23 protein-coding genes are annotated in these 23,740 nt (G+C 33.2%); 7 read left to right on the top strand and 16 right to left on the bottom strand.

Annotated features, from left to right (window positions below; all coding sequences use genetic code 11):
- Positions 1 to 16 precede the first annotated feature (16 nt).
- The gene (gene dinB, locus LX95_RS01785; protein ID WP_111539703.1) at positions 17 to 1,108 is read right to left on the bottom strand and encodes a DNA polymerase IV; all 1,092 of its coding nucleotides are present in this window, start codon (positions 1,106 to 1,108) and stop codon (positions 17 to 19) included.
- 76 nt (positions 1,109 to 1,184) lie between these two features.
- Between dinB and LX95_RS01780 the strand changes: the two genes are divergently transcribed.
- Positions 1,185 to 1,844 (top strand): NAD(P)H-binding protein, encoded by a 660-nt coding sequence (locus tag LX95_RS01780; protein WP_111539702.1) that lies wholly within the window; start codon positions 1,185 to 1,187, stop codon positions 1,842 to 1,844.
- A gap of 3 nt (positions 1,845 to 1,847) precedes the next feature.
- Here the strand turns inward: LX95_RS01780 and LX95_RS01775 are convergent, their stop codons facing one another.
- The gene (locus LX95_RS01775; RefSeq protein ID WP_111539701.1) at positions 1,848 to 3,524 is read right to left on the bottom strand and encodes a mechanosensitive ion channel family protein; all 1,677 of its coding nucleotides are present in this window, start codon (positions 3,522 to 3,524) and stop codon (positions 1,848 to 1,850) included.
- 129 nt (positions 3,525 to 3,653) lie between these two features.
- Here LX95_RS01775 and LX95_RS01770 point away from each other — a divergent pair, with 129 nt between their 5' ends.
- The gene (locus LX95_RS01770; RefSeq protein WP_111539700.1) at positions 3,654 to 4,121 is read left to right on the top strand and encodes a CYTH domain-containing protein; all 468 of its coding nucleotides are present in this window, start codon (positions 3,654 to 3,656) and stop codon (positions 4,119 to 4,121) included.
- 1 nt (position 4,122) lies between these two features.
- Entirely contained in the window at positions 4,123 to 4,638 is a 516-nt protein-coding gene (locus tag LX95_RS01765; RefSeq protein ID WP_111539699.1) for a YciI family protein, read from the top strand.
- Between the two features lie 61 nt (positions 4,639 to 4,699).
- On the opposite strand, the gene LX95_RS01760 is transcribed toward LX95_RS01765, so the two are convergent.
- From LX95_RS01760 to LX95_RS01740, 5 genes are all read right to left on the bottom strand, one after another.
- On the bottom strand, positions 4,700 to 6,139 hold the full coding sequence (locus tag LX95_RS01760) for an efflux transporter outer membrane subunit (protein WP_111539698.1): 1,440 nt from the start codon (positions 6,137 to 6,139) through the stop codon (positions 4,700 to 4,702).
- Position 6,140: 1 nt separating this feature from the next.
- The gene (locus tag LX95_RS01755) at positions 6,141 to 9,290 is read right to left on the bottom strand and encodes an efflux RND transporter permease subunit (RefSeq protein ID WP_111539697.1); all 3,150 of its coding nucleotides are present in this window, start codon (positions 9,288 to 9,290) and stop codon (positions 6,141 to 6,143) included.
- A 22-nt stretch (positions 9,291 to 9,312) separates the two neighbouring features.
- Entirely contained in the window at positions 9,313 to 10,449 is a 1,137-nt protein-coding gene (locus LX95_RS01750; RefSeq protein ID WP_111539696.1) for an efflux RND transporter periplasmic adaptor subunit, read from the bottom strand.
- 4 nt (positions 10,450 to 10,453) lie between these two features.
- The gene (locus tag LX95_RS01745; RefSeq protein WP_111539695.1) at positions 10,454 to 10,957 is read right to left on the bottom strand and encodes a GbsR/MarR family transcriptional regulator; all 504 of its coding nucleotides are present in this window, start codon (positions 10,955 to 10,957) and stop codon (positions 10,454 to 10,456) included.
- A gap of 320 nt (positions 10,958 to 11,277) precedes the next feature.
- Positions 11,278 to 11,649, bottom strand: a complete 372-nt coding sequence (locus LX95_RS01740) for an isoaspartyl peptidase/L-asparaginase (RefSeq protein WP_170116564.1) — start codon at positions 11,647 to 11,649, stop codon at positions 11,278 to 11,280.
- A 71-nt stretch (positions 11,650 to 11,720) separates the two neighbouring features.
- Between LX95_RS01740 and LX95_RS01735 the strand changes: the two genes are divergently transcribed.
- Both LX95_RS01735 and amaB read left to right on the top strand, forming a co-directional pair.
- Positions 11,721 to 12,263, top strand: coding sequence for a 3-hydroxyanthranilate 3,4-dioxygenase (locus tag LX95_RS01735; protein WP_111539693.1), 543 nt, complete (start codon positions 11,721 to 11,723; stop codon positions 12,261 to 12,263).
- A 60-nt stretch (positions 12,264 to 12,323) separates the two neighbouring features.
- Complete coding sequence (amaB, locus tag LX95_RS01730; RefSeq protein WP_111539692.1) at positions 12,324 to 13,877, top strand: L-piperidine-6-carboxylate dehydrogenase; 1,554 nt, start codon at positions 12,324 to 12,326, stop codon at positions 13,875 to 13,877.
- Positions 13,878 to 13,955: 78 nt separating this feature from the next.
- Here the strand turns inward: amaB and LX95_RS01725 are convergent, their stop codons facing one another.
- From LX95_RS01725 to LX95_RS01685, 9 genes are all read right to left on the bottom strand, one after another.
- Positions 13,956 to 14,552, bottom strand: coding sequence for a DUF6705 family protein (locus LX95_RS01725; protein WP_111539691.1), 597 nt, complete (start codon positions 14,550 to 14,552; stop codon positions 13,956 to 13,958).
- A 98-nt stretch (positions 14,553 to 14,650) separates the two neighbouring features.
- Complete coding sequence (locus tag LX95_RS01720; protein WP_111539690.1) at positions 14,651 to 15,367, bottom strand: LytR/AlgR family response regulator transcription factor; 717 nt, start codon at positions 15,365 to 15,367, stop codon at positions 14,651 to 14,653.
- Position 15,368: 1 nt separating this feature from the next.
- Positions 15,369 to 16,397, bottom strand: coding sequence for a sensor histidine kinase (locus tag LX95_RS01715; protein ID WP_111539689.1), 1,029 nt, complete (start codon positions 16,395 to 16,397; stop codon positions 15,369 to 15,371).
- Complete coding sequence (locus tag LX95_RS01710; protein WP_111539688.1) at positions 16,390 to 17,328, bottom strand: DUF5694 domain-containing protein; 939 nt, start codon at positions 17,326 to 17,328, stop codon at positions 16,390 to 16,392. The genes LX95_RS01715 and LX95_RS01710 overlap by 8 nt, the downstream gene beginning before the upstream one ends.
- A 3-nt stretch (positions 17,329 to 17,331) precedes the next feature.
- Positions 17,332 to 18,198, bottom strand: coding sequence for a DUF5694 domain-containing protein (locus LX95_RS01705; protein WP_111539687.1), 867 nt, complete (start codon positions 18,196 to 18,198; stop codon positions 17,332 to 17,334).
- A gap of 117 nt (positions 18,199 to 18,315) precedes the next feature.
- Positions 18,316 to 18,855, bottom strand: coding sequence for an outer membrane beta-barrel protein (locus tag LX95_RS01700; protein ID WP_111539686.1), 540 nt, complete (start codon positions 18,853 to 18,855; stop codon positions 18,316 to 18,318).
- Between the two features lie 26 nt (positions 18,856 to 18,881).
- Positions 18,882 to 19,610, bottom strand: coding sequence for a metallophosphoesterase family protein (locus tag LX95_RS01695; protein WP_111539685.1), 729 nt, complete (start codon positions 19,608 to 19,610; stop codon positions 18,882 to 18,884).
- Entirely contained in the window at positions 19,611 to 20,747 is a 1,137-nt protein-coding gene (locus tag LX95_RS01690; protein ID WP_111539684.1) for an ATP-binding protein, read from the bottom strand.
- Positions 20,748 to 20,757: 10 nt separating this feature from the next.
- On the bottom strand, positions 20,758 to 21,507 hold the full coding sequence (locus tag LX95_RS01685; protein ID WP_111539683.1) for an SDR family NAD(P)-dependent oxidoreductase: 750 nt from the start codon (positions 21,505 to 21,507) through the stop codon (positions 20,758 to 20,760).
- A gap of 293 nt (positions 21,508 to 21,800) precedes the next feature.
- Between LX95_RS01685 and LX95_RS01680 the strand changes: the two genes are divergently transcribed.
- Positions 21,801 to 22,808, top strand: a complete 1,008-nt coding sequence (locus LX95_RS01680; protein ID WP_111539682.1) for an AAA family ATPase — start codon at positions 21,801 to 21,803, stop codon at positions 22,806 to 22,808.
- Positions 22,809 to 22,871: 63 nt separating this feature from the next.
- Entirely contained in the window at positions 22,872 to 23,738 is an 867-nt protein-coding gene (locus LX95_RS01675) for a DUF58 domain-containing protein (protein ID WP_111539681.1), read from the top strand.
- Positions 23,739 to 23,740: the final 2 nt, after the last annotated feature.

Genomic DNA, 23,740 nt, shown 5'->3' with positions numbered 1-23,740 from the left:
AAAGTTACAAAAAAGTTTAAAATTTAAATTTTAGCTGTATATAAAGATCTTTTGGCTCATCTTCAACTTTTATTTTCTTATCAGTATTTAAATTAGATAAAGAAATACCTAAAAGCCTCACTGAATCTTTCATTTTTTCTTGGTAAAGCAATTCTTTTGCGGTTTCTAAAATGAGTTCTTTAGAAGCTATAAAATACGAAAGTGTTTTACTACGGGTGTGTAAACTAAAATCACTATACTTTATCTTTAGAGTTACTGTTTTTCCAGCGACTTTACTCTTTTTTAGTCTGCGTTCAATCTCTTCGGCAATGTGCTCTAAGCGTTCTAACATATAGACTTCCGAAGAAATATTTTCAGAAAAAGTACGCTCGGCACCCAAAGATTTTCTAATGCGGTTAGGTTTGACCTCGCTTAAGTGAATTCCGCGTACAGCGTTATAATAATACGGACCGCTTTTACCGAAATTTTCAGCTAAAAACTCTAGGGATTTCTCTTTTAGATCTCTTCCTGTAAAAATCCCTAATCCATACATTTTCTCTGCAGTAACTTTTCCCACCCCATGAAATTTTCTAATTTCTAAAGCTTCTAAAAAAGAGGCAATCTCTTTGGGATAAACCGTTTTTTGGCCGTTAGGCTTGTTATAATCGCTGGCAATTTTGGCTACAAATTTATTGATAGATATTCCTGCAGAAGCATTTAAACCTGTTTTTTCTTTTATCTTCTCTCTAATTTCTTGGGCAATTAAGGTAGCACTGGGATTGCCCATTTTATTCTCGGTCACATCTAAATACGCCTCGTCTAAAGAAAGTGGTTCGACCAAATCTGTATACTCAAAGAAAATTTTTCTTATCTGTTGAGAAACTTCTCGGTAACGATCAAAATTTGATTTGACAAAGATAAGATGCGGACAAAGTTTTTGAGCCAAAGCACCGCTCATAGCACTTTTCACTCCAAATTTACGAGCCTCATAACTAGCAGCACTCACTACGCCGCGTTTAGAACCTCCACCTACAGCAATTGCTTTTCCTCGTAATTCGGGATTATCGAGTTGCTCTACAGAAGCGTAAAAAGCATCCATATCTACATGAATTATTTTGCGTAGTGTCATTAACTACAAAGTTAAAACATGTTTTATGAATAGTGCTTTTACTTAAAACGATTCGTATATTTTTTATCTTTATAAGATGAAAAAGAGAAAAACAGCTATTGTATTAGGAGCAACAGGGTTAACTGGCGGACTTTTATTAGACCAACTTCTTAAAGATGAACGCTATGAGAAAGTAAAAGTTTTTACTAGAAGAAGCCTTGGCTTTACCCATCTAAAATTGGTAGAATTTAAAGTAGATTTACTTCGGTTAACCGAACAAAAAAATCATTTTACAGGCGATGAGGTTTTTTGTTGTATTGGGAGCACTCAAAAGAAAACCCCTAATAATGACGTTTATGAAAAGGTAGATGTTGGTATTCCTACACAAGCTTCAGTATTAGCAAAAGAGAATCAAATAAATACTTTTATAATGATTTCTGCGCTTGGCGCGGATTTAGAAAGTCGGTTTTTTTACAATCAGATTAAAGGAAGGGCAGAAGCTAATGTTCTTCAACAAGAAATAAAACATACTTACATTCTACGACCTTCATTAATTTCCGGTAAACGGAAAGAAAAACGTCCGTTTGAATTTTTATGGAAACAAATCATGAAGATTGCCAATTTTGCGATGTTAGGTCCCTTAAAAAAATATCGATCTATTTCTGCATCAACCATTGCTAATGCAATGCTAGTATTGGCTAATTCTCAATCTAATAAGCAAATTATAGAATCTGAAGAGATAAAAAAACTAGTCTAATCATTAATTATCTTCTTTTTGAATATTGACATGAAAAGGAGGCGCTTTATAGTCCTTATCTAAATAATCTGCAGGGATGGTAGTCATACTTCCGTCACGCTGCGCTCGATAATGCGGCGATAAGATTTCAATATCCATTTCATTGCAACAATCCTGAATATTTTGATGCAATTCTGAATATATTAAAGCCTGTTTGTTGGGTTCTTTGGTGTAAGCATTTAATTGATACGAAACATAAAAATCATCTAAACTGGTTTGCAAAACAAAGGGTTGTGGCTTCTTTTGGATGGCATTTGTTCTTAAAGCAGCTTCAATTAATGCTTCATTTACTTTTTTATAAGGGATATCATACCCTAGCGTAACCGTAGTATTTATAATTAAACCTTCTTGTTCTCCATAGGAAGAGTAATTAATTGTATTTCCGTTAAGAACAGCTGAATTAGGAATGGTAATTTCTTCGTTTTTGATGGTTCTTAAACGCGTGACTAACAATGTCTTTTCTACCACATTTCCAGAAGTGTTGCCAATATTAATACGATCTCCAATTTTAAAAGGACGCATATAGGTAATCACCAAACCTGCAACCATATTGGCAATGGCAGATGAAGATCCTAAAGAAAGTAAAACCCCAAGAAATACCGAAACTCCTTTAAAAATGTTAGAATCTGATCCTGGTAATAATGGGAATATCAACACAAACATAAAAGCGTACAACAAAAACCGAACAATAGTAAATGTTGGCATCGCCCAATCTTGATGAAAGCCTGAGATCTCTAATTTTTTATCTTGAATTTCTGAAAAAATATACCTAACAAATCGCATAAAATACCTCATAACAAGTATGATAGCAGCGATTTTTATAATATTAGGAAAATAGCTCCAAATGGCTGTAAATATCTGTTTAAAAGATGACCAGATTAAATCAAATAAATAGTCAGACCAACCTCTGGTGAATTCAAACACACTAAAAATTAGTGGAAAGAAAATATAGACTATTAATAAAATTAAAACCCATTTTACAATCCTCACCAGAAACAGAATTACAGTCAGCTCTTGCTCTGGAGTAATAAAAGTGTAATTGTTATAAGTAAGACTTTTTAGCCATTTGCTTTTGTGCTTTTCTATAAATAAAATGGTTTTTTTATCTACAAAAGCAATGAGTTTTAAGGCCAACCATAAGCCTAAAAGAATTAAAACGGTGAGGCCTATTTTTAAAAAGATATTTACGGGTACAAAGCTTTCGGTTTGTTGATTTAGATTGGCTTCTACAATAACTAGATAAGCTTTAGAAAGTGAATCTATCGTGGTTTCGTTAGCAAGAGCATCTCGACTCGTAAGACTTATTAAAATGTTTTTTCCGTAAAGAATATCGGTTTCATTTTCTAGTTTGGCGATTGTAAGAGAATCTGCAGAGAAAGTTTCAAATTTAATTTCTTGAATTCTTTCTGAAATTAGCGAAGCTCTTTCTGCAGCGCTTAAAGATCCCGATTTTGTATAAATAGAAAAGAGCTCTTCTTTTTGCTTTCCTATCACTGGAAAACCGTTACGGGTTTTTAAAATGTCATTTTGATTAGATGTAGAGTCTTTGGCAACTGCTTGTAGAGGAACAACATTAGCAAAGCTTGCTAAATGAAAAACAATGAGGAATAAAAAAGAAAAAAAGGTAAATTGTTTTTTCATATATATGAAGTTCTAAGACTCTAACTAATAGTTAAAAGTAGGTAAATTTTGATTTAATTTTAGAGAAGTAAATAAAAATAATATAAGATGACTAGTTTTGTCGCTCATCTGTAAATTAAAATCCAGTAGATGCAAGAGATAGAAAGAAAATTTTTACTGAAAGATAACTCCTTTAAAAAGGAAGCTTATGACTCTTTTTACATCAAACAAGGTTACCTTAATTCTCATAAAGAAAGAACCACACGCATACGTATTACAGGAGAAAAGGCATTTATAACCGTAAAAGGTAAATCTTCTTCTAGTGGATTGTCAAGATTTGAATGGGAAAAAACGATTCCCTTAGCGGAAGCAGAAGAACTATTAAAATTATGTGAGCCAGGACAAATTGAAAAGCAACGTTTTTTAGTAAAATTTGAAAATCACACTTTCGAAGTAGATGAATTTTATAAGGATAACGAAGGTTTATGTATTGCCGAAGTAGAGTTAAATTCAGAAAAAGAAAAAGTGTCTTTACCAGCCTGGATAGGTAAAGAAGTTACGGGAGATTTAAAATATTACAATTCTGCATTAATTAATAAACCATATACAACTTGGTAAAATGAAAAGAACAATAACATTTTTATTAGTACTAGCTGCTTTTACTTCTTGCGAAGAAGCTTTAAAAGATCACGATAAAAAAGAGGGATTTGCAAAAGATAGCGTAATAACAAAAGATAAAGAAAGTTTAGAACTTAGTATAGAACAGAGAACTGAACAATTAAAAGAAAAAGGTTATCAAGTATTTCATTACAAAGAAGGAGACACCACTTATCTAATGCAACAATATTTTATGGTGTTTTTAAAAGCGGGCAAAAAAAGAAATCAAGATTCTTTAGAAACGGCGAAATTGCAAGAAAAACATTTGATCCATTTGGAGCGTATGGCTAAAGAGGGATATACAAGTTTAACTGGACCTTTTGGAGATGATGGAGATCTAAGAGGAATTGTTGTTTATAATACTCCTAATCTAAAAATGGCCGATAGTTTAGCAAATTTAGACCCTATGGTGAAAGCAGGGAGGTTAGAAGTAGAAATACACCCTTGGTGGACCGCTAAAGGAGGGACTTTAAAGTAAAAAGCCTTGCACTTTCGCACAAGACTTTTACACTAACCAAAAAAAATAAATAAAACAATCTTTATTGCCAACCGCCACCTAAGGCTTCATATAAATTGACCATTGAGTTTAACTGAATGTATTTAGCGTTGATTAAATCTAGACTAGAATTTAATGCATTTTCACGTGCAGTTAGCACTTCTAGATAATTAGCTAAACCATTATTTAATAATTCTTCAGAATACTGTGTAGCAATATCATAAGCTTCAAACTCTTTTTGCTTTACATCTATTTTATCTGTAGCTGCTTCATAATTATATAAAGCATCTGCAACTTCCTTAGTAGCAGTTAGAAAAGCTTGTCTAAACTGAAGACGAGCTTGTTCTTGTTGAGATTCTGCAACTTCAAATTGTGTTCTTATTTGTCTTTTATTAAAAATAGGCTGAGTAATACCTCCAATTAAAGTGGCAAATAAGGATTGCGTATCAAATAATTTATCAAACTCTAAAGCTTGTAAACCACCAGTAGCATTTAAGGTAATAGAAGGGTAGAAATTAGAGCGTGCTACATTAGTTAATTCAAAAGCATTTACCAAGCTATATTCTGCTGCTATTAAATCTGGACGATTTTTTAGTAATTGTGCAGGAACACCTGTTTTAAGTTCGGTTTCTATTTCTTGATCCTCTAATTCTGCTCTAGCAATAGTAGAGGGCTCTTTCCCTAATAAAATAGACATTGTGTTCTCCAACAATCTAATTTGATTATTAATGTCTATTAAAATAGCTTTAGCAGTATATAATTGTGCTTCAGTTTGTTTTACACCAACTTCTGTAATACTGCCAGCTTCTTTTAAAGCCTTATTAGTTTCTAAACTTTTTTCACGGTTTTCTATAGTTCTTTCAGTAACTTTTTTCTGTTCATCTAAAGAAAGTAATTGATAATAAGAAGAAGCGATCTTAGATACAAGTGTTGTTTTTACTGCTTGGTGGGCAGCCACACTTTGCAAGTAACTTGCTTCAAAAGCTCTTTTATTACTTCTTATTTTTCCCCAAATGTCTGCTTCCCAAGATAAGTTGGCAGAAAGGTCATAAAGATCTATGTGATCTCCAATTCCTCCTCCGGTTCCAGAGTTTCCAAGTTGCAAGCCTAATTGACCGTTTTTAGAAAAATAATTTCTAGTAAAAGTCCCACTCCCTGTAATGGAAGGGAAATAACCTGCTTTTCCTTGTTTTAAATACGCTTCCGCGGAAATAATTTGCTGTAAAGCTACTCGTATATCTATGTTGTTCTTTAATCCTTCATCTATATGTTCTTGCAAAATAGGATCGGTAAACATATCTCGCCAAGAAACCTCGGCCATAGTAATACTATCTTGTGGTAAATTGTCTGTTCTAAAATTTTCTTCTTGAATAATCTCAGGTTGCTCATAATCTTTAGCAACAAAACAGCTTTGAAGTGTAATGGCAAGAGTAGACATTAAAGCTACTCTTTGCCAAGATTTATTATTTATAATAGATTTCATATTATTTATTTTCTTCAGAATGTTCAACTATAAATTTTGGTTCTCCAGAGATTTTTTCTTGTAGCCATTGAAATAGAATAAAGAGTATAGGGATAACAAAAACTCCAAAAACAGTTCCTATTAACATTCCTCCAGCTGCTCCAGTTCCTATAGAGTTATTCCCTTCGGCTCCTACACCTTTTGCTAACACTAGAGGCATTAATCCTAAGATAAAGGCAAAGGATGTCATTAGTATAGGTCTCAAACGAGATTTAGCTCCGTCTATAGCCGCATTTACAATTGACTCTCCCATTTTTCTCCGCTGTAAAGCAAACTCTACAATTAAAATAGCGTTTTTGGCGAGCAAGCCAATAAGCATAATGAGTGCAATTTGGAAATAGATATTGTTTTCTAATCCGAAGAAATTCGTACTTATATAAGCTCCAAAAACTCCAAATGGTAATGATAATACAACGGCGAACGGCAATAAGTAACTTTCATATTGTGCACTTAATAAAAAGTATACAAATAGAATACTAAGAATGAATATAAATGTAGTTTGGTTTCCTGCATTTACTTCTTCTCGTGTTAAACCAGAATAAGCTACGGTATAATTGTTAGGAAGTTTAGCAACTTCTTCTTCAATTACCCTAATGGCATCTCCTGTACTAAAGCCTTCATTTGTAGCTCCTGTTATTGATGTAGAGTTGAACAAATTGAAACGTGTCACCGATTGTGGTCCATATACACGCTTTAAATTAACAAATTGTGTAATAGGTGTCATCTCCCCACTATCGGTTCTTACATACATACTGTTTAGTGCATTTTCATCTGCTCTATCTTCTGGAAGAGCTTGTATGTAAACCCTAAATTGTTTTCCAAATCTTGAAAAATCTGACGCATAAATACCTCCAATATAACCCTGTAAGGTGGAAAAAATACTGGTAATAGAAACTCCCTTTTCTTTCGCCAATGGAACATTTACCTCCATTTCATATTGAGGATAACTAGTATTAAAAGATGAGGTAGCATATTTAATTTCTGGATGCTTCATTAAGGCCATCGTAAAATCTTTATTCGCCTTATCTAGATCTGTAAATTCACCTCCAAATTTGTCTAATAAATTTATTTCAAAACCAGAAGAATTACCAAACCCACGAATACTTGGTGGAGAAAAGAAAATGATATTTGCTTCTGGAATACCAGCAGCTATACCAAATAATTTTCCTGTTATAGCTTCCGCAGAAAGAGATTCACCTTCACGATCTCCCCAATCATCTAATTTTATAATTCCAAATCCAAAGTTGCTTCCTGCTCCACTAATTAAACTTCTACCTTTAATAAAGTTAACTCCAGCAACACCTTCAATATCTTTTACGTTGCCATATAACTCATTAGCAACAGCATTTGTTCTATCTAAAGAAGCCCCTGGCGGCAATTCTATATTCGCAAAAATAATCCCTCTATCTTCATTAGGCACAAACCCTGTTGGGGTGTTATTTGCAGCCCAATAAATACCAACTACGGCAATAATTAATAGAAGTACCGAAACAAATTTTCTTCTGTATAAAAACTGAAGTGATTTTCCATATTTATTAATAGTAGCGTTAAAACCACGATTAAATAAAGTGTAAAAACGTTGTAACGGATTTTTTCCTTTCAATTCTTTGTCCTCTTTGTGTTCCTTTAAAAGTAAAGCACATAATGCCGGACTTAGAGTTAAAGCGTTTACCGCAGAAATTAAAATCGCAATAATTAAAGTAACTCCAAACTGCTCATAGAAAACTCCCGTAGGCCCTGTCACAAAAGTTACAGGAATAAATACTGCTGCCATCACTAAAGTAATAGAGATAATAGCACCAGAAATTTCGTTCATAGCCGTTAGTGTTGCCTTTTTAGGATTTTTCTCCCCATCATCCATCTTGGCGTGTACAGCCTCTACCACAACAATGGCATCATCTACTACAATACCAATAGCGAGGACTAAAGCAAAGAGCGTTAATAAGTTAATCGAATAGCCAAAAACACTTAAGAAAAAGAACGTACCAATAATAGATACAGGTACCGCAATGGCAGGAATTAATGTAGATCTAAAATCTTGTAGGAAGATAAATACCACTAAAAAGACAAGTAAAAAGGCTTCTAATAAGGTGGTTACCACTTTATCTATAGAAGCGTTTAAGAATAAACTCGTATCATAAGGCACAAAAATATCTAAGCCCTCTGGTAAATCTTCTTCTACGTCGTCTAAAGTTAGCTTAATGTTTTCAATAATTTCTTGAGCATTGGAACCTTTGGTTTGGAAGATTCCCATAAATACTGCAGGATTTCCTAAACTCATAGCATTAGAAGCATAAGACTGAGCATCTAACTCTATGGTAGCTACGTCTTTTAAGCGTAAAAACTCTCCGTTTCCTAAAGCTTTAATTACAATGTCACTGTATTGACTCTCGTCTTTAAAACGACCACTATACGTTAATGTGTACGAAAACGATTCTCCGTTATTTTCACCTAATGACCCAGCTGCTGCTTCTAAGTTTTGTTCTGCTAAAGCCGCTGAAACATCAGAAGGGATTAGATTATAGGCTGCTAATTTTTCAGGTTTAAGCCATATTCTCATCGCATAATCCTGTTGAGAAAATACACTAACATCTCCTACACCGCTAATACGTTGCATGGCAGGAATCACATTAATTTTTAAATAATTCTGAATAAATGTAGCATCGTAATTCTCACTTTCAGAATACATAGAGATGAACATTAAAGCACTTGTTTCTTGCTTTTGTGTAGTTACCCCAGTTTGGATTACCTCTTGAGGTAATAATGGGTTTGCTCTAGCCACACGGTTTTGCACATTCACTGCTGCAATATCGGCATCAATTTCTTGGTCAAAATAAACCGTAATTTCTGCAGTACCCGTGTTAGAAGCCGTAGAGGTTATGTAGGTCATCCCTTCTACACCATTAATTTGTTCTTCAATAGGAACAATTACACTTTCTAATACTGTTTCTGCATTTGCACCTGTATAGTTTGCGGTCACTTTAATAGTGGGAGGTGCAATATCTGGATATTCCTCTATAGGTAAGCTGGTTATGCTAATAACCCCTAGCATAACTATGATTATAGAGATTACTGTTGAAAGAACGGGTCTTTCAATAAATGTTTTTAACATGATGATCTATATTTTTAGTTAACTAGTATTTAAATAAAGTAGCTACGGGTTCAATGGCTTTATCGAAAGATGTTTCTTGAGGAGAAATAGCCATTCCGCTACTTAACTTACCAACCCCAGAAATAACAATAGTATCATCTGCACTCACACCAGATTCAACTACGTACAAATTGTCTACTGTAGCTTTTATTTTTATAATTGAAGCGATTACTTTATTATCATCTCCAAGTTTAAAAAGCATAACATTACCTTGTTGCTCATAGGTTGCATCTTGTGGAACTACAGTTGCATTTTCATACTGAGTAGGGATTTGTATCTTACCACTATTTCCGTTAGTTACTAATTGGTTAGGGTTATCAAAAATAGCTCTAAAGCTTACAGTACCTGTATTTTGATTAATTTGTCCAGAAGTTGTTTCAATTTTTCCTTTTTCATCATACACACTTCCATTGGCAAGTACCAAATTGACTTTAGGGAAATTAGCCAGTTTTTCTGATATATTTTTCCCTTCAGTATTTTGTATAAAATCTATATACTGGGTTTCATTCAAACTAAAAAAAGCATATACTTTACTAATATCACTAACCGTAGTTAAAGGAGTAGAATCGTTAGAACTTATTAACGCTCCTTCTCTATAATTAATCTTACCCACGTAACCATTAACAGGACTCTTAATAGTTGCGTAACCAATATTAGCAGAAACACTACTGTAATTAGCTTTTGCTTGGGCTAAATTAGCTTTTGCAGTTTCTAATTGTACCGAGCTAATAATGTTTTTTTCAACTAAAGGAATAAGCTTATCTACCTCAACTTGAGCTACATTAACACGAGCTTTTGCTGCACTTGCATCTTGTGATAGAGACTGTGTTTCTAATTTAAATAACACTTGTCCTTTGCTTACTTTTTCACCTTCATCTACCAATACCTGTTGAACGTAACCTGCAACTTTTGCTCTTACATCACTATTTACGACACCTTCAATATTAGTAGGATATTCGGTATAACCAGTAACGGTTTTTTGTTCTAATTGAGTTACAGGAAATGGTAAAGCTTGTTGTTGAGCAGTTGCAGCTTGTTTATTTTCTTTATCGCCACAGCTTACTACAAATAGTAGCACGCTTATGCTACTTAATATGAATAATAATGAATTTTTTTTCATTGTATTAAAGATTGAATTTATTGTTTATAAGGTTTTCTTTTAATTCTTTTATAGAGCTTGAAGCTTCATCTAGAAATTTGAGGTAATCATTATGAAATGACAATTCAAACTTTTCGGTATCTTCATCAGTAATATGATCATTGATGGTTTGCTTATAATCCCTTATTTCTAAATGAAGATTTCTCGTAGTTTCCCATTCTTTTATCATACCATCTATGTGATGTAGAACCGAATTTTTATTAATAATGAAGTACTTTTTACGGTCACCAGTTTTAGTGAAGTATTCTATCTTTTTTAAATCTTGTAAGTGATTTAGATGGGTGGAAATTGTGCTTTTGCTAGCGCAAAGTAAAGACACCATTTCTTCAAAAGTGGCTCCAGATTTTCCTGTGAGAACGATGTAAGATAATATTCTAGCTGCTACAGGCGCTAAATTTTCTCTATTTTCAAAATGAACTCCTAGTTTTTCTACAAGGGCCATTTTTTTACTGCATATCTCTTTTGTCATAATTGAGTAAATAAATAATGACGCAAAAATATATATTAGTTCGGAACAAACCGAACTAAGCGAAGTTAATTTGCTGTTAAATAAAGTTTAAATAACAAATGTGATCTTTATTTTTCTTCAAAAATCTCAGTAATTAATTTGTTACTAATATAGCTAGCTCTAAACATTCCAGTTGTGTTAGACTCACTCACGAAATTATTTAAATAATCGACAGCAATAATACCTGCATTTACTCTTAGGTGAGCTGTTTCTCATAGAATACTTTTTTCACAGCTTCATGTAAACTCAATTATTTTCAGCTCAATTCTTTGTATTCTATTCTATTTTATTAAATCATCTAATTCGGGTTTTTCTGTATGGAAGAATGATGCTACTTTGCCAGAATTAAATAAAGGGGAATCTTCCATTAGATTTAGGGTTTGTTTTACCGTTTCTATTGCAAAACCTCCATTTTTTAAAATTTCATTTCTTTTGGTAGTGGATTCTTTTAATTTATCATGATATACTTTTTCTAAGCTGTTGCTAATGATTTCTTTTTTAATATAACTTGCGCCGCCGTGAATAGCGATACTGTAGTTGGCTACTTTTTTATTTTTAATTTCGGCAGTATTTCTTTCCGCGTTAAGCGAGCTTCTATACTCTTTACAAGTAAAAATGAGAATCAATACGATTAGGAGTATAAATCTTTCCACTTTATGAATAATTAAGTAATTTTAGGAAAACTAAAAACACTGTGTTTACTAAATAGAATAAAAAATTAACTATGGGAATTCAGAAACCTTTTAATTTAAATAAGTGGATTGAAGAAAATAGAGATACTTTAAAACCTCCGGTAGGTAATAAAAATTTGTATAAAGATGCGGGTGATTATATTGTGATGATCGTGGCAGGACCCAATGCAAGAAAAGATTATCATTATAATGAAACCGAAGAATTGTTTTACCAATTAGAGGGGAATATAGAAGTACACATTCAGGAAAACGGAGAAAAGAAAACCATGAAGTTGGGACCAGGGGATATGTATTTACACCCAGCAAAAGTTCCTCATTCGCCTGCAAGAGGAGAGAACTCTATTGGTTTAGTAATAGAAAGAAAACGAAAAGAGTTACCAGGCAAAGATGGATTACTTTGGTTTTGTGACAACTGCAATCATAAGTTATATGAAGTGTATTTTCCGCTAGAAGATATAGAGGTAGATTTTCTTAAACATTTTAAGCATTTCTACGGAAGTAAAGAATTAAGAACCTGCAATAATTGTGGTACGGTGATGGATGTAGATAAACGTTTCGTCGCAGACGAGGATTAATGCTTCATTTTTGTTATTTTTGCGAAGAATCAATTAATTAATAATAAAATTATCACATTAATGAGTCAGATTGCTAAAGAATTTGGAATAGATAAAGCCCTAAAAGAATTAGGCTTACAAGATATAAATAACGGTACTTCTACGGGAAAAGATTTTTTTTCTAATGGAGAAATCATCGAATCTTACTCTCCAGTAGATGGAGCGTTAATCGGTAAAGTAAAAGCGACTACTAAAGAAGATTATGAAAAAGTAATCACTACTGCAGAAAAAGCTTTTAAAGAATGGAGAACGATGCCGGCTCCACAACGTGGTGAAATTGTTAGAAAATTTAACGATGAACTACGTCGTTTAAAAGAACCTTTAGGGAAATTGGTTTCTTATGAAATGGGTAAATCTTACCAAGAAGGTTTGGGTGAAGTACAAGAAATGATCGATATCTGCGATTTTGCTGTAGGTCTTTCTCGTCAGTTACACGGTTTAACGATGCATTCAGAGCGTCCAGGACATAGAATGTACGAACAATACCATCCATTAGGGGTAGTAGGAGTAATTTCTGCATTTAACTTTCCAGTTGCTGTTTGGTCTTGGAATACTGCTTTAGCTTGGGTTTGTGGAGATGCTTGTATTTGGAAAGGTTCAGAGAAAACTCCATTAACTTCTGTAGCTTGTCAAAATATCGCAGCACGTGTATTTTCTGAAAACGGAGTTCCAGAAGGAATTTCTTGTTTAATTACAGGAGATTATACGGTAGGTGAAATGATGACCAAAGATGAGCGCGTACCTTTAATTTCTGCAACAGGTTCTACCCGAATGGGGAAAATCGTAGCGAAAGAAGTAGCAGGACGTTTAGGGAAAACTTTATTAGAGCTTGGCGGAAACAATGCGATTATCGTAACCCCAGATGCTAATATTAAAAATACCGTAATCGGAGCTGTTTTTGGAGCGGTAGGAACTTGTGGACAACGTTGTACTTCTACACGTCGTTTAATTGTTCACGAAGATATATACGATAAAGTAAAAGACGCTGTCGTGGACGCTTATAAGCAAATAAAAATCGGAAACCCATTAGATGAGAGCAATCACGTTGGTCCATTAATTGATAAAGATTCAGTAAAAAATTACCAAAATGCACTTGACAAAGTTGTTCAAGAAGGTGGTAAAATTTTAGTTGAAGGTGGTGTATTAGAAGGAGAAGGTTACGAAAGCGGATGCTACGTAAAACCTGCTATCGCTGAAGCGGAAAATCACTTTGAAATTGTACAACACGAAACATTTGCTCCAGTACTTTACATTATGAAGTACAAAGGCGATGTGGCTGATGCATTAGAATTACAAAACGGAGTACGCCAAGGACTTTCTTCTGCAATTATGACTAATAATTTGCGTGAAGCAGAACGTTTCCTTTCTGTAGAAGGATCTGACTGCGGAATTGCGAATGTAAATATTGGAACTTCTGGAGCTGAGATTGGTGGTGCTTTTGGTGGTGAAAAAGAAACCGGAGGAGGTAGAGAATCTGGTAGTGATGCTTGGAAAGTTTATATGCGTAGGCAAACCAACACGATTAACTATACTACAGAGTTGCCATTGGCACAAGGAATTAAATTTGATTTATAAGATTCTAGGAATTAGAATTTATCATATTAAAAACGCCCTCGCTTTAAATAGTGAGGGCGTTTTTGTTTTAAATAAATATTAGTGTTGTTTTATGAGATAATAAAAACCTCCAGGAATAATAGCCTCTGGTAGTGGTGGATCACCACGTTCTACAGTTATAATACCACCACGTTTAAATATTTGAATGGCTTGTTGCCCATTTATGGTTGCTGTTCTTACATCTAAGTTACTAGAACAACCATTAGGTTCACACATAATCAATTCTATTCTAAAAACATCTGAGGTATAATCGTTAAAAGGAGTGTGTTGGTAAGTATTTATATAATTACCATCAATACTGTGGTGATAAACGTATGGTAGAAATGGATCGGTAAGCTTATCTAAAGTATTGGTAAGTTCTATACCATTTTCTTTATATTGAAATTCGCCTATCAATAAATCTTCATAATAATCCCCCGCATCGACCATCGTCTTTTTTTCAAAAACTATCTTTAAGTATTGGGTGCCATTATCAAACACCCAAGTTCCCACAAATGGGTCAAGAAGGTTATTGTTATCTTTATAATAGGCATTGGTTATTTCAGAACCATCATCATCTTCTATATTTATAATAGGGTTTTGTGCTTTGCACGCAAAACAAATAACAAATAGAATTAATAACTGAAAGAGTTTCATATTTATAAAAATACAAAACCCAACGGTTTAAAGTTGGTTTTTATAAGTTAAAATTAAATCACCGCAAAGCAATTTGGGTAGAAGAAGTAAAGTTGAGCTTATAGTTTTTTATCGTGTATTCTTTTGAAAAATTCACTTCTGTAAGTGTCCCCTAACGGGAGGTCTTTTCCGTTTATCCATACCTCATAATTATCGGTTTTTTCAACTTTATCTAAAGCTACGATATACGATTTATGAATTTTAATAAACTTAGATTTTGGTAAACTTTCTTGAATGTTTTTTAAGGTGTTGTAGGTGACTAACTGCTCAACCTCAGTATGTATGATGACGTAATTTTTAATACTTTCGGCAAAGAGAATGTCAGATAATTTTACTTTACGGAATTTATTTTTCCCATCTGTTTTTACAAAGAAATACTCTTCATTGTGGAGGTTTGAAGTTTCTTTTACTGAAGTTTTCTTCTTTTTTACCTTCTCAACAGCTTCAATAAACCTAGGGAAAGCAATAGGTTTTAAAAGATAATCTACAGCATTTAGCTCAAAACCTTCTACAGCAAATTGAGAATAAGCGGTCGTGAAAATAATATTTACGTTTGGATCTATCAATTTTGATAGTTGAATTCCCGTTAAATCTGGCATTTGTATATCTAAGAAAACAATATCGGGTTGTTTTTGCTGAATAAGCTCCAACCCCTCAAGTGCATTAGAAGAAGAAGCTATAAGCTCTAAACCTTTCAATTGACTTATGAATTTTTCTATAACCCGAATTGCAGGGGGTTCGTCATCTACAATTATGCACGTAAAGAGATTTGACATTTTATTTTTTTAAAGGGAGTTGTAGTTCTACAAAATACTTATTTTCTTTTTGAAAATGTTTAAGTTGATAATTCTTTCCAAACATTAACTGTAAACGTTGTGTAATATTCTTATATCCAATCCCATTTTCGTCATAATTATCTTGAGGTTTAAATGCATTCTCAATTTTAAAAACAAGTTGTTCTTTTACAATTTCAATGTGAAGTTGAATAGGGTTTTTAGCATCATTTAAAACTCCATGTTTAAAAGCATTTTCAACAAAATGAATTAAAAGTAAGGTGGGTACTTTATAAGGTTTTGTAAATTCAGGGTAAGAATTTTTTATAAATAGACCTTCTTCAAATCTTCTTTTAAAAAGAATAATATAATTATTCAAGAAATTGAGTTCATCTTTCAGTAAAACAAATTCTTCATTTTGATAAGTGACATACCGCAGCATTTCTGAAAGTTTTAAAATATCATCACTAAGTTTGGAGTTCACATCGAGGGCATCTGCATAAAAACTGTTGAGGGTGTTAAATAAAAAATGCGGACTCAATTGCGATTTTAACACTTGTAATTCTGCTTGTTTCTTTTCTAATTTTAATTCATTGTATTGCTGGTTGACCTTTAATTGATGTTTTACAAAATAGAAAACAAGACTGAGTAAGATAATTCTAAAAGCATAATAAGAATTATCGAAAATATAAAAGAGAGGCCGAAGAGAGTTAGGATAGTAATTATGAAATCCCGTGATTTTATATAAAACGATTTCTTCTAATACATATCGCAGGCCTGCAAATAATAGAATACATAAAATTAAGGCTGAAACTAAATAAGTCCACTTTTTAGCAGGAATAGTTACAGGAGCAATCTTAAGATAAACGAAATAGAAAATGCCCATTTGTAAAACAAGAAACTCCAGGTTATGTAAGAGATATTCATTTGGGTTCTCTATCGCATTTTTAAAAACGATATCAGAAAATACTTCCATTAAAAGAAAAAGTATCCAAAAGATAATGTGATAGCGAATTTCTTGTTTCTTATTCATTTAGTAATTTAACTTTAATACTTGGGAACTTCTCTTTCAACTCCTTTTCAAGTCTAATTATATGTGCTGCGCCCACAATAACGATACTTTTTCTTGCTTGATTTGCTAATATTTGTTTGCCTACGTTTTGTGACATCCGTTCATTTCTTTGGTTCCAATATTTGGTGCCTAATAAGCAACTTTTGGTCTTGTATTTAACATAGGAGAAAGAAGCTAGTTGATCTAAGCGTTCTAAAGATTTTCGTTTGTTTACGTGCATTCCTAACCCTCTAAAAAGTGCGGGAATAATAGCACTATTATAATCTTTTTTGTTAAGTTTTTGGTTTATTTTATTGTCTCCATTTTTACTTCCATCTTCAGCACACTTTTGCCAAGCATCATGATATTCTTTATTGGTTTGTTGGTCATCCATAGCCATTAAACGTTTAATGTTTAACTGAATGGCTAATTTAGCCGTTAAATCTCCATCTTCGTGTTGTGTTGGTTTTGCAGAACCTTCTACACCATATTTCTGAATATATCTGTAAAAATCGTAATTAGCATAATCTCTTAAATAACCAAAAGAATTGATAATTACATCTAAATCTTGATGAGACAATTTACTGAAATCTTTCTTCAACAAAAAATTGAGTTGTTTTGAGCTAAAGTTGAAATGTTGCTGAAGAGAATCGGCTAAAAAGTAAAACTTCTTATAATTCTTAGACCACCCATCTTTTAGATATTCCCAGCTAATGGTATCATTGGCGCGAGGAGTTTCTACATAAATAGCTTCCGGATTGTATTTTAAGGCTCTTTTTAGTAAAGGTTTATAGCTGTTTTTTACAATTTTTGGAACTGTGTGCATTGTACCGATGAGTAAAACCTCTTTCTCTTGAGCGGTTATGTTTTGGGTTAATATAATTGCCCAAAACAAGAAAATATACTTTCTCATAATTTATAGCGAATTAAACTTTACCAATTCGAACTCTGGAGAACATTCAAACAACCATTTAAGTATGGAGATATGTCCTGCACCAAACAGTACTAAAATTCGATCGTTTTCGGTATATCCTATTTGTTGTATTTTTCTGTAAATTCTCAAATTTCTGTTCAGCCAAAACATAGAAAGAGCATCTGGACCTTCCATCTCTTTAGAAGTAAATTGACCGCCAGAAATGTAAGCTCCAAAACCACGATCCAATACTTTATCAGAATTCATATAAGTGAAGGTTTCTAAAAGAGTTTGGCTAACCGTAAGTTTGTCTTTGTAATGATAAAAATTAGAGTAACGTTTATTTATTTCGTCATCACCGCCAAAATAATGTCTTTTGGTAATTTTATCGATGTAAGTTTTAGAAGCTAAACTGTCTTTTCCTGAAGAAAGCTTATAAAGTAAAGAAGGGGAATCTACTCCATAAATAGTGTCTAACTGAAAACGTTCAACCAAACGCATACCTATTTGGCTACTTTCATTAGCGTACAATTTTTCAGTTCCTTTTTTATAATGTTCGTAATTTTTAAAAAGATAACCTGTGTTCGCTCCAGCTTCAACTATAATTTTGGTGGGCTTAAACTTACTTAGGTAGTCTAGGAGTTCTTGAAGTTCTTTTTGCCTTTTTTCTGCATAGATGTTTATTTTTTCATCTTCGCTGGCTTTGTGAGCATCTAACCCGGGATAATTAAAATGAAAGCTCCCAACCAATAAGACTTTTGGAACTTTTTCATTTAACTGAAGAAAATCATCTGGGTTTTTAAATGGAGACTGAGCAAATAACCGGGAAACGCTCAGTATAAAAAGAATTGGAATTATACAGTTTTTCATGGATTGATAGGTATTAGTTTCAGTATAAAACTAATAAGACAACCTCTTTTAAAAACAGCAATAAATTTAACTCCCTAATTTATGGGACGAACTAGGGAGTTTGTACAATGAATATTTTTAGAATCTATACCCTACACTAAAACCACCGTGAAACTCAATAGCCGAAAAACGCTCTTTTACTTCATCACTAAAGTTTCGAGCAATAGAAACATAAGGTCCTAATACAAATTTATCTCCAAAATTCCATTTATAACCAGCGCCTAGTCCAACCATAAAGGCATTCATATCAGTTTCTACCATTACGTTATTTACTTCTTGCTCAAAATCTCCAAAACGGTATTTTACAAAAGGATTGGCGTAAATACCAGAACCTGCATTTTCTTTCCCGAAATAATAATTGTACCCTAATTTAATACTGTTGGTATTAAATTTACGTGACCCTTTTTCGCTATGATAGTTGATGCGGTCGTTAATTAAAAACTCTACGTCTACAGATTGATTAAAACCAATAAACCTTTCATAACCAACTTCTACCGATGCAATGGCAATGGTATTAGCAATATTTAGTTTTGCTTCATTTTTAGGGAAATCTGATTCTTGTGCTTTCATATTAATTCCGATAAGGAAAAGAAAAGCAACGGCATATAAATTTTTCATAGAGTTTATTTTTATGCAAATATAAATTAATTTCTCCCTTTTTCATTAGCATACAATTTCCAAACGGGATCACTTTGAAAAACTTCTTTAGAATTCACATCGATTAAAGATAGTTTTCCTTTAAAAGCTGCGCCGGTATCTACATTCCAAACATTGGCAGCTTGTACAGGTTTTTCTTTATCAATTCGGGTAACAGGAGTGTGACCTATAAAAATTTCTTTAAATAATTTTAGGCGCTTCGGATAACGAAAATCATCTTCGTTAATTTCTTTATCTAAGCACAGAGCGGTCTCCCATAAAGTTCTATCCCAATAAAACATATAAGGTTCATATTCCTGTTTGGGTCCGTGTTGATTGGTGAAACCTGCGTGGAGAAATAACCTATTTTGATCATCAATATAATAATTGACCATTTCTTTTAGGAAAATGCGATGCTGCTGGATTGTTTCATCAGATAAATTTCTATACGCATCTATGCTCGACTGTCCTCCATGAGTCAACCATTTTTCATTGGTTTCGTGGGTTTTTAACCATTGGTGTAATAATTCATCGTGATTACCACGTATAAAAATGCAACTATTTTGTTTGGCTAACTCTATAAGATAAGAAATGACTTTGGCAGAATCGCTCCAGCCATCTACGTAATCTCCCAAGAAAATAAGTTGATCTTCTGGAGTTATTTTTGCTCTTTCTAGCAATTGCTCTAAAGCTTTTAAACCGCCGTGTATGTCGCCTATGGCTAAAATTCTTTTCATTTAATTGTATTTCACTTTTCTTAAAATTCTAATATTTTCTTTATAACGCAGGTAAGCTTCTTTATGGTGAGTTTTTAATAAACTTTTGGCTTCTTCTAATTTTTCAATGGCTTCGGGAAATCCATTAAAATAACAAAGTAAATAATTGGCAGGAAGTTTTAAAATATCTTGTTGTTCTATTTCGCTTAAGCGGAAACCTTTCTCCAATTTTTCTAATAAACTCTTATTACTGTTCATAATATGGTGCAGAGTCGATTTTGAAAACTGAGGCGGATCGAACACCATCTTGCTTTCAATTTCATAGCTAATATTATTATGAAACTTGATTATAACCTCTTCTAATGGATAATACTTATAAGATTTGTAAAGACCCAAATGCACATATTCTAAAATCTTAAAGCACTCATCGTTAAATTCGATACTTACCTCATCCAAATCTGAATAAAATAGTTTAACCTGTTCATTAATCAACTGAATATTAACTCTAGAGTAAAACGTACCTTTATGATTTACTTTCTTTTTTCCTGCCCAACACACTACAAAATACTCTTTAAAAACCCGATAGGTAGGCTTGTAATCTTTACTGCGATTCATAAAATCAAAGACACCATCTAATGTATATTTAATAGTGTTTTGGGAATGACTTTCTATAGCGGCTACCTTTTCAATATTAGAGTTGTTGAGTTTTACTTCAAAATTTTGAGGCATACTTATACTCCCTTCTCTATAAAAAACCATGCCTCCATAGTATTTCCAAATGTTTTTTTTTAAAGAGCAAATCAGCTCATTGTTAGGGTTTATAGTAATTAACCCCACAACTTTACCCTCAGGGAGATGCGGAAATAAAATATTGGCATAATTCACCCTTGGCGGATTGGTTAAATAAGCATTCACCAAGTTTTGTATTTTGCTATCATCATAAAAATCGACTCCAAAGATGTTATTCTTTTTATCTTCAACACCAATTACAATATAACTGTTGTTGTGAGGGTTGCTATTAGAAAGCGCGCAAATGTGCTTTAGCAACTTAGCCTTTCCTTCTTTGTCCCCAAGATTAACTTTTAGCTTTTTATCATAAAAACTATTCTCGGCACTATGGGCGAGTAAATTTTTAATGAGTAGGCGTTTGTTAATCATGAGATTAGTTTTAGTTTTTATCTACGAGAGTAGAAGAAGCTTGAGCGGTACACATTACAGTGAGGTCGGCTATGTTTACATGAGAAGGTCTAGTGACCACAAAGCAAATAACATCTGCAATGTCTTTGGCTTGTAAGGCTTTGAAACCTTCATAAACTTTTGTAGCTTTCTCTTCGTCTCCTTTAAAGCGCACTTTACTAAACTCTGTTTCTACAAGACCTGGATTAATAGCGCCAACTTTTACGCCAGTTCCGTTAAGGTCTAATCGCATTCCTTGATTAATGGCATCTACCGCATGTTTGCTAGCGCAATACACATTTCCTTTAGGGTAAACTTCCTTACCTGCAGTAGAGCCAATATTTATAATTTGCCCTTCTTCTCGTGCTATCATTTGAGGAATAATTTCTTTACTCACGTACATTAAGCCTTTTACATTAATATCTATCATAGCATCCCAATCTTCTAGATTTCCATCTTGAAAGTAATCGAGTCCGTGGGCATTACCTGCGTTGTTAATTAATACATCTATTTTTTTAAACTCTTCAGGCAAACTGTTAATGGCATTCTTGACTTCTTCCTTATTTCTTACATCAAATAGTAATTGATGGGTTTTGGTGTGCTTTAAAAACTCTTGCAAATCGGTTAATTTTTGTTGTCTTCTTCCGCAAAGCACTAATTGAAATCCTTCTTTAGCTAGAGCTATTGCTGCTGCTTCTCCAATTCCGCTTGAGGCCCCTGTTATAAATGCTGTTTTTGTCATAGTAAATATCTTGATTAAAAAAGATTGTAGAAAACTATTCTCTTTAAGTATGAGTAAATTAATCTTTACGGAAGATATAAATTTTAGTTTAACTAAAAGAGAGTTCTATAAATTTAAAAAATGTTGGTATTTTGCAACACCCATAAAAAAATAAAGTCTTTATAGATGGGCTTAAAATTTTAATAAAATGTAATTTTTTATGAGGTTTTAACCAATCATTAACAATGATTAAACAATAATTTTTTCACTTTGCAACGTTATAAAATAAGGTAACGGAATAAAATATAATTTTAATGGAGCAACAACAAACCTCATCGGTAGACATCGCAGGATTAAATGAGAAAATACAAAGAGAAAGTGCCTTTGTAGATTTATTGACCAATGAGATGAATAAAGTCATTGTCGGTCAAAAACACATGATCGAGCGACTATTAATTGGTTTACTAGGTCAAGGTCATATTTTATTAGAGGGAGTGCCAGGATTGGCAAAAACCTTAGCCATTAATACGTTGTCTAAAGCTGTAAAAGGAAGCTTTAGCAGAATACAATTTACACCAGATTTACTTCCTGCAGATGTAGTGGGAACGATGATTTATAATATAAAGCTCAATGATTTTAGCATAAAGAAAGGTCCTATTTTTGCCAACTTCGTGTTAGCAGATGAGATTAACCGAGCACCAGCAAAAGTGCAGTCGGCTTTACTAGAGGCGATGCAAGAAAAACAAGTTACTATTGGTGATACCACTTTTGTTTTAGATAAGCCTTTCTTAGTAATGGCAACACAAAACCCTGTAGAACAAGAAGGAACATACCCTTTACCAGAAGCACAAGTCGATCGTTTTATGTTAAAAACGGTGATTGATTATCCTACTCTTGAGGATGAACAAATGGTGGTTCGAGCTAATTTAAAAGGTAGTTTTGAACAGGTAAATCCTGTGGTTTCTTTAGAGCAAATCTTAAGCGCTCAAAAAGCCGTTCGTGAAGTATATATGGATGAGAAAATTGAAAAATATATACTAGATATTATTTTCGCTACACGTTATCCAGAAAAATATAACCTAGAGTCATTAAAACCACTTATTTCTTTTGGAGCTTCTCCTCGTGGAAGTATCAATTTGGCAACTGCCGCAAAATGTTATGCCTTTATTAAAAGAAGAGGTTACGTTATTCCAGAAGATGTAAGAGCAGTAGTGTTAGATGTTCTTCGTCACAGAGTGGGTATTACTTATGAAGCTGAAGCTGAAAATATTACTTCAGAAGATATTGTAGGTAAAATTATCAATGAAATAGAAGTGCCATAGACCAGCGATCTAATTGATACAATGATGTGTGAAGCATCATAAAAGCCGATAAGAAAGCATATTATGGATACCAAAGAATTACTAAAAAAAGTACGAAAAATCGAAATCAAAACACGGCGGTTAAGCAACCACGTGTTTGGAGGAGAATATCATTCTACCTTTAAAGGACGTGGTATGACCTTTAGCGAAGTGCGTCAATACCAATTCGGGGACGACGTAAGAGCAATAGACTGGAATGTAACCGCGCGCTATAACGAACCTTTTGTAAAAGTTTTTGAAGAAGAAAGAGAACTTACCATGATGCTTATGGTAGATGTCTCTGGATCAGAATTTTTTGGTACTCAAGGGAGTTTCAAAAAAGATATTATTACTGAGATTTCTGCAACTTTAGCATTTTCTGCCACACAGAATAATGATAAAATAGGATTGCTTCTTTTTTCAGATCAAATAGAACTTTACGTACCACCCAAAAAAGGAAGGTCACACGTACTAAGAATCATAAGAGAGTTATTAGAGTTTAAGCCTAAAAGCACTAAAACCGATGTAGCCGCAGCCTTAAAATATGTAAGAAATATGATGAAAAAGAAAGCCATCATATTTATTCTATCCGATTTTTTAGCAGATGATTACGACCATACACTTAAAATTTTAGCCAATAAACACGACATTACGGGCATTAGAGTGTATGATGAAAGAGAAAAAGAAATGCCTAATTTAGGAATGGTCCAAATGCAAGATGCTGAAACAGGAGAATTTCTTTTGGTAAATACAGGCTCGTCTTCTGTTAGGAAAAGTTATTCAACCTATTATCAAGAACGAGTAGAATATTTTAAAACGAGTTTTAATCATAGCGGCGCAGGTACTTTGAGTACGCGGGTGGATGAAGGCTATGTAAAGAAATTACTCGGTTATTTTAAACGAAGAGGTTAAGG

Origin of the sequence: Mesonia algae, assembly GCF_003253545.1 — a bacterium.
GTDB lineage: Bacteria > Bacteroidota > Bacteroidia > Flavobacteriales > Flavobacteriaceae > Mesonia > Mesonia algae.
Note: the sequence above shows the minus strand (reverse complement) of the source record. Positions and strands in the feature narration are given on the sequence as shown.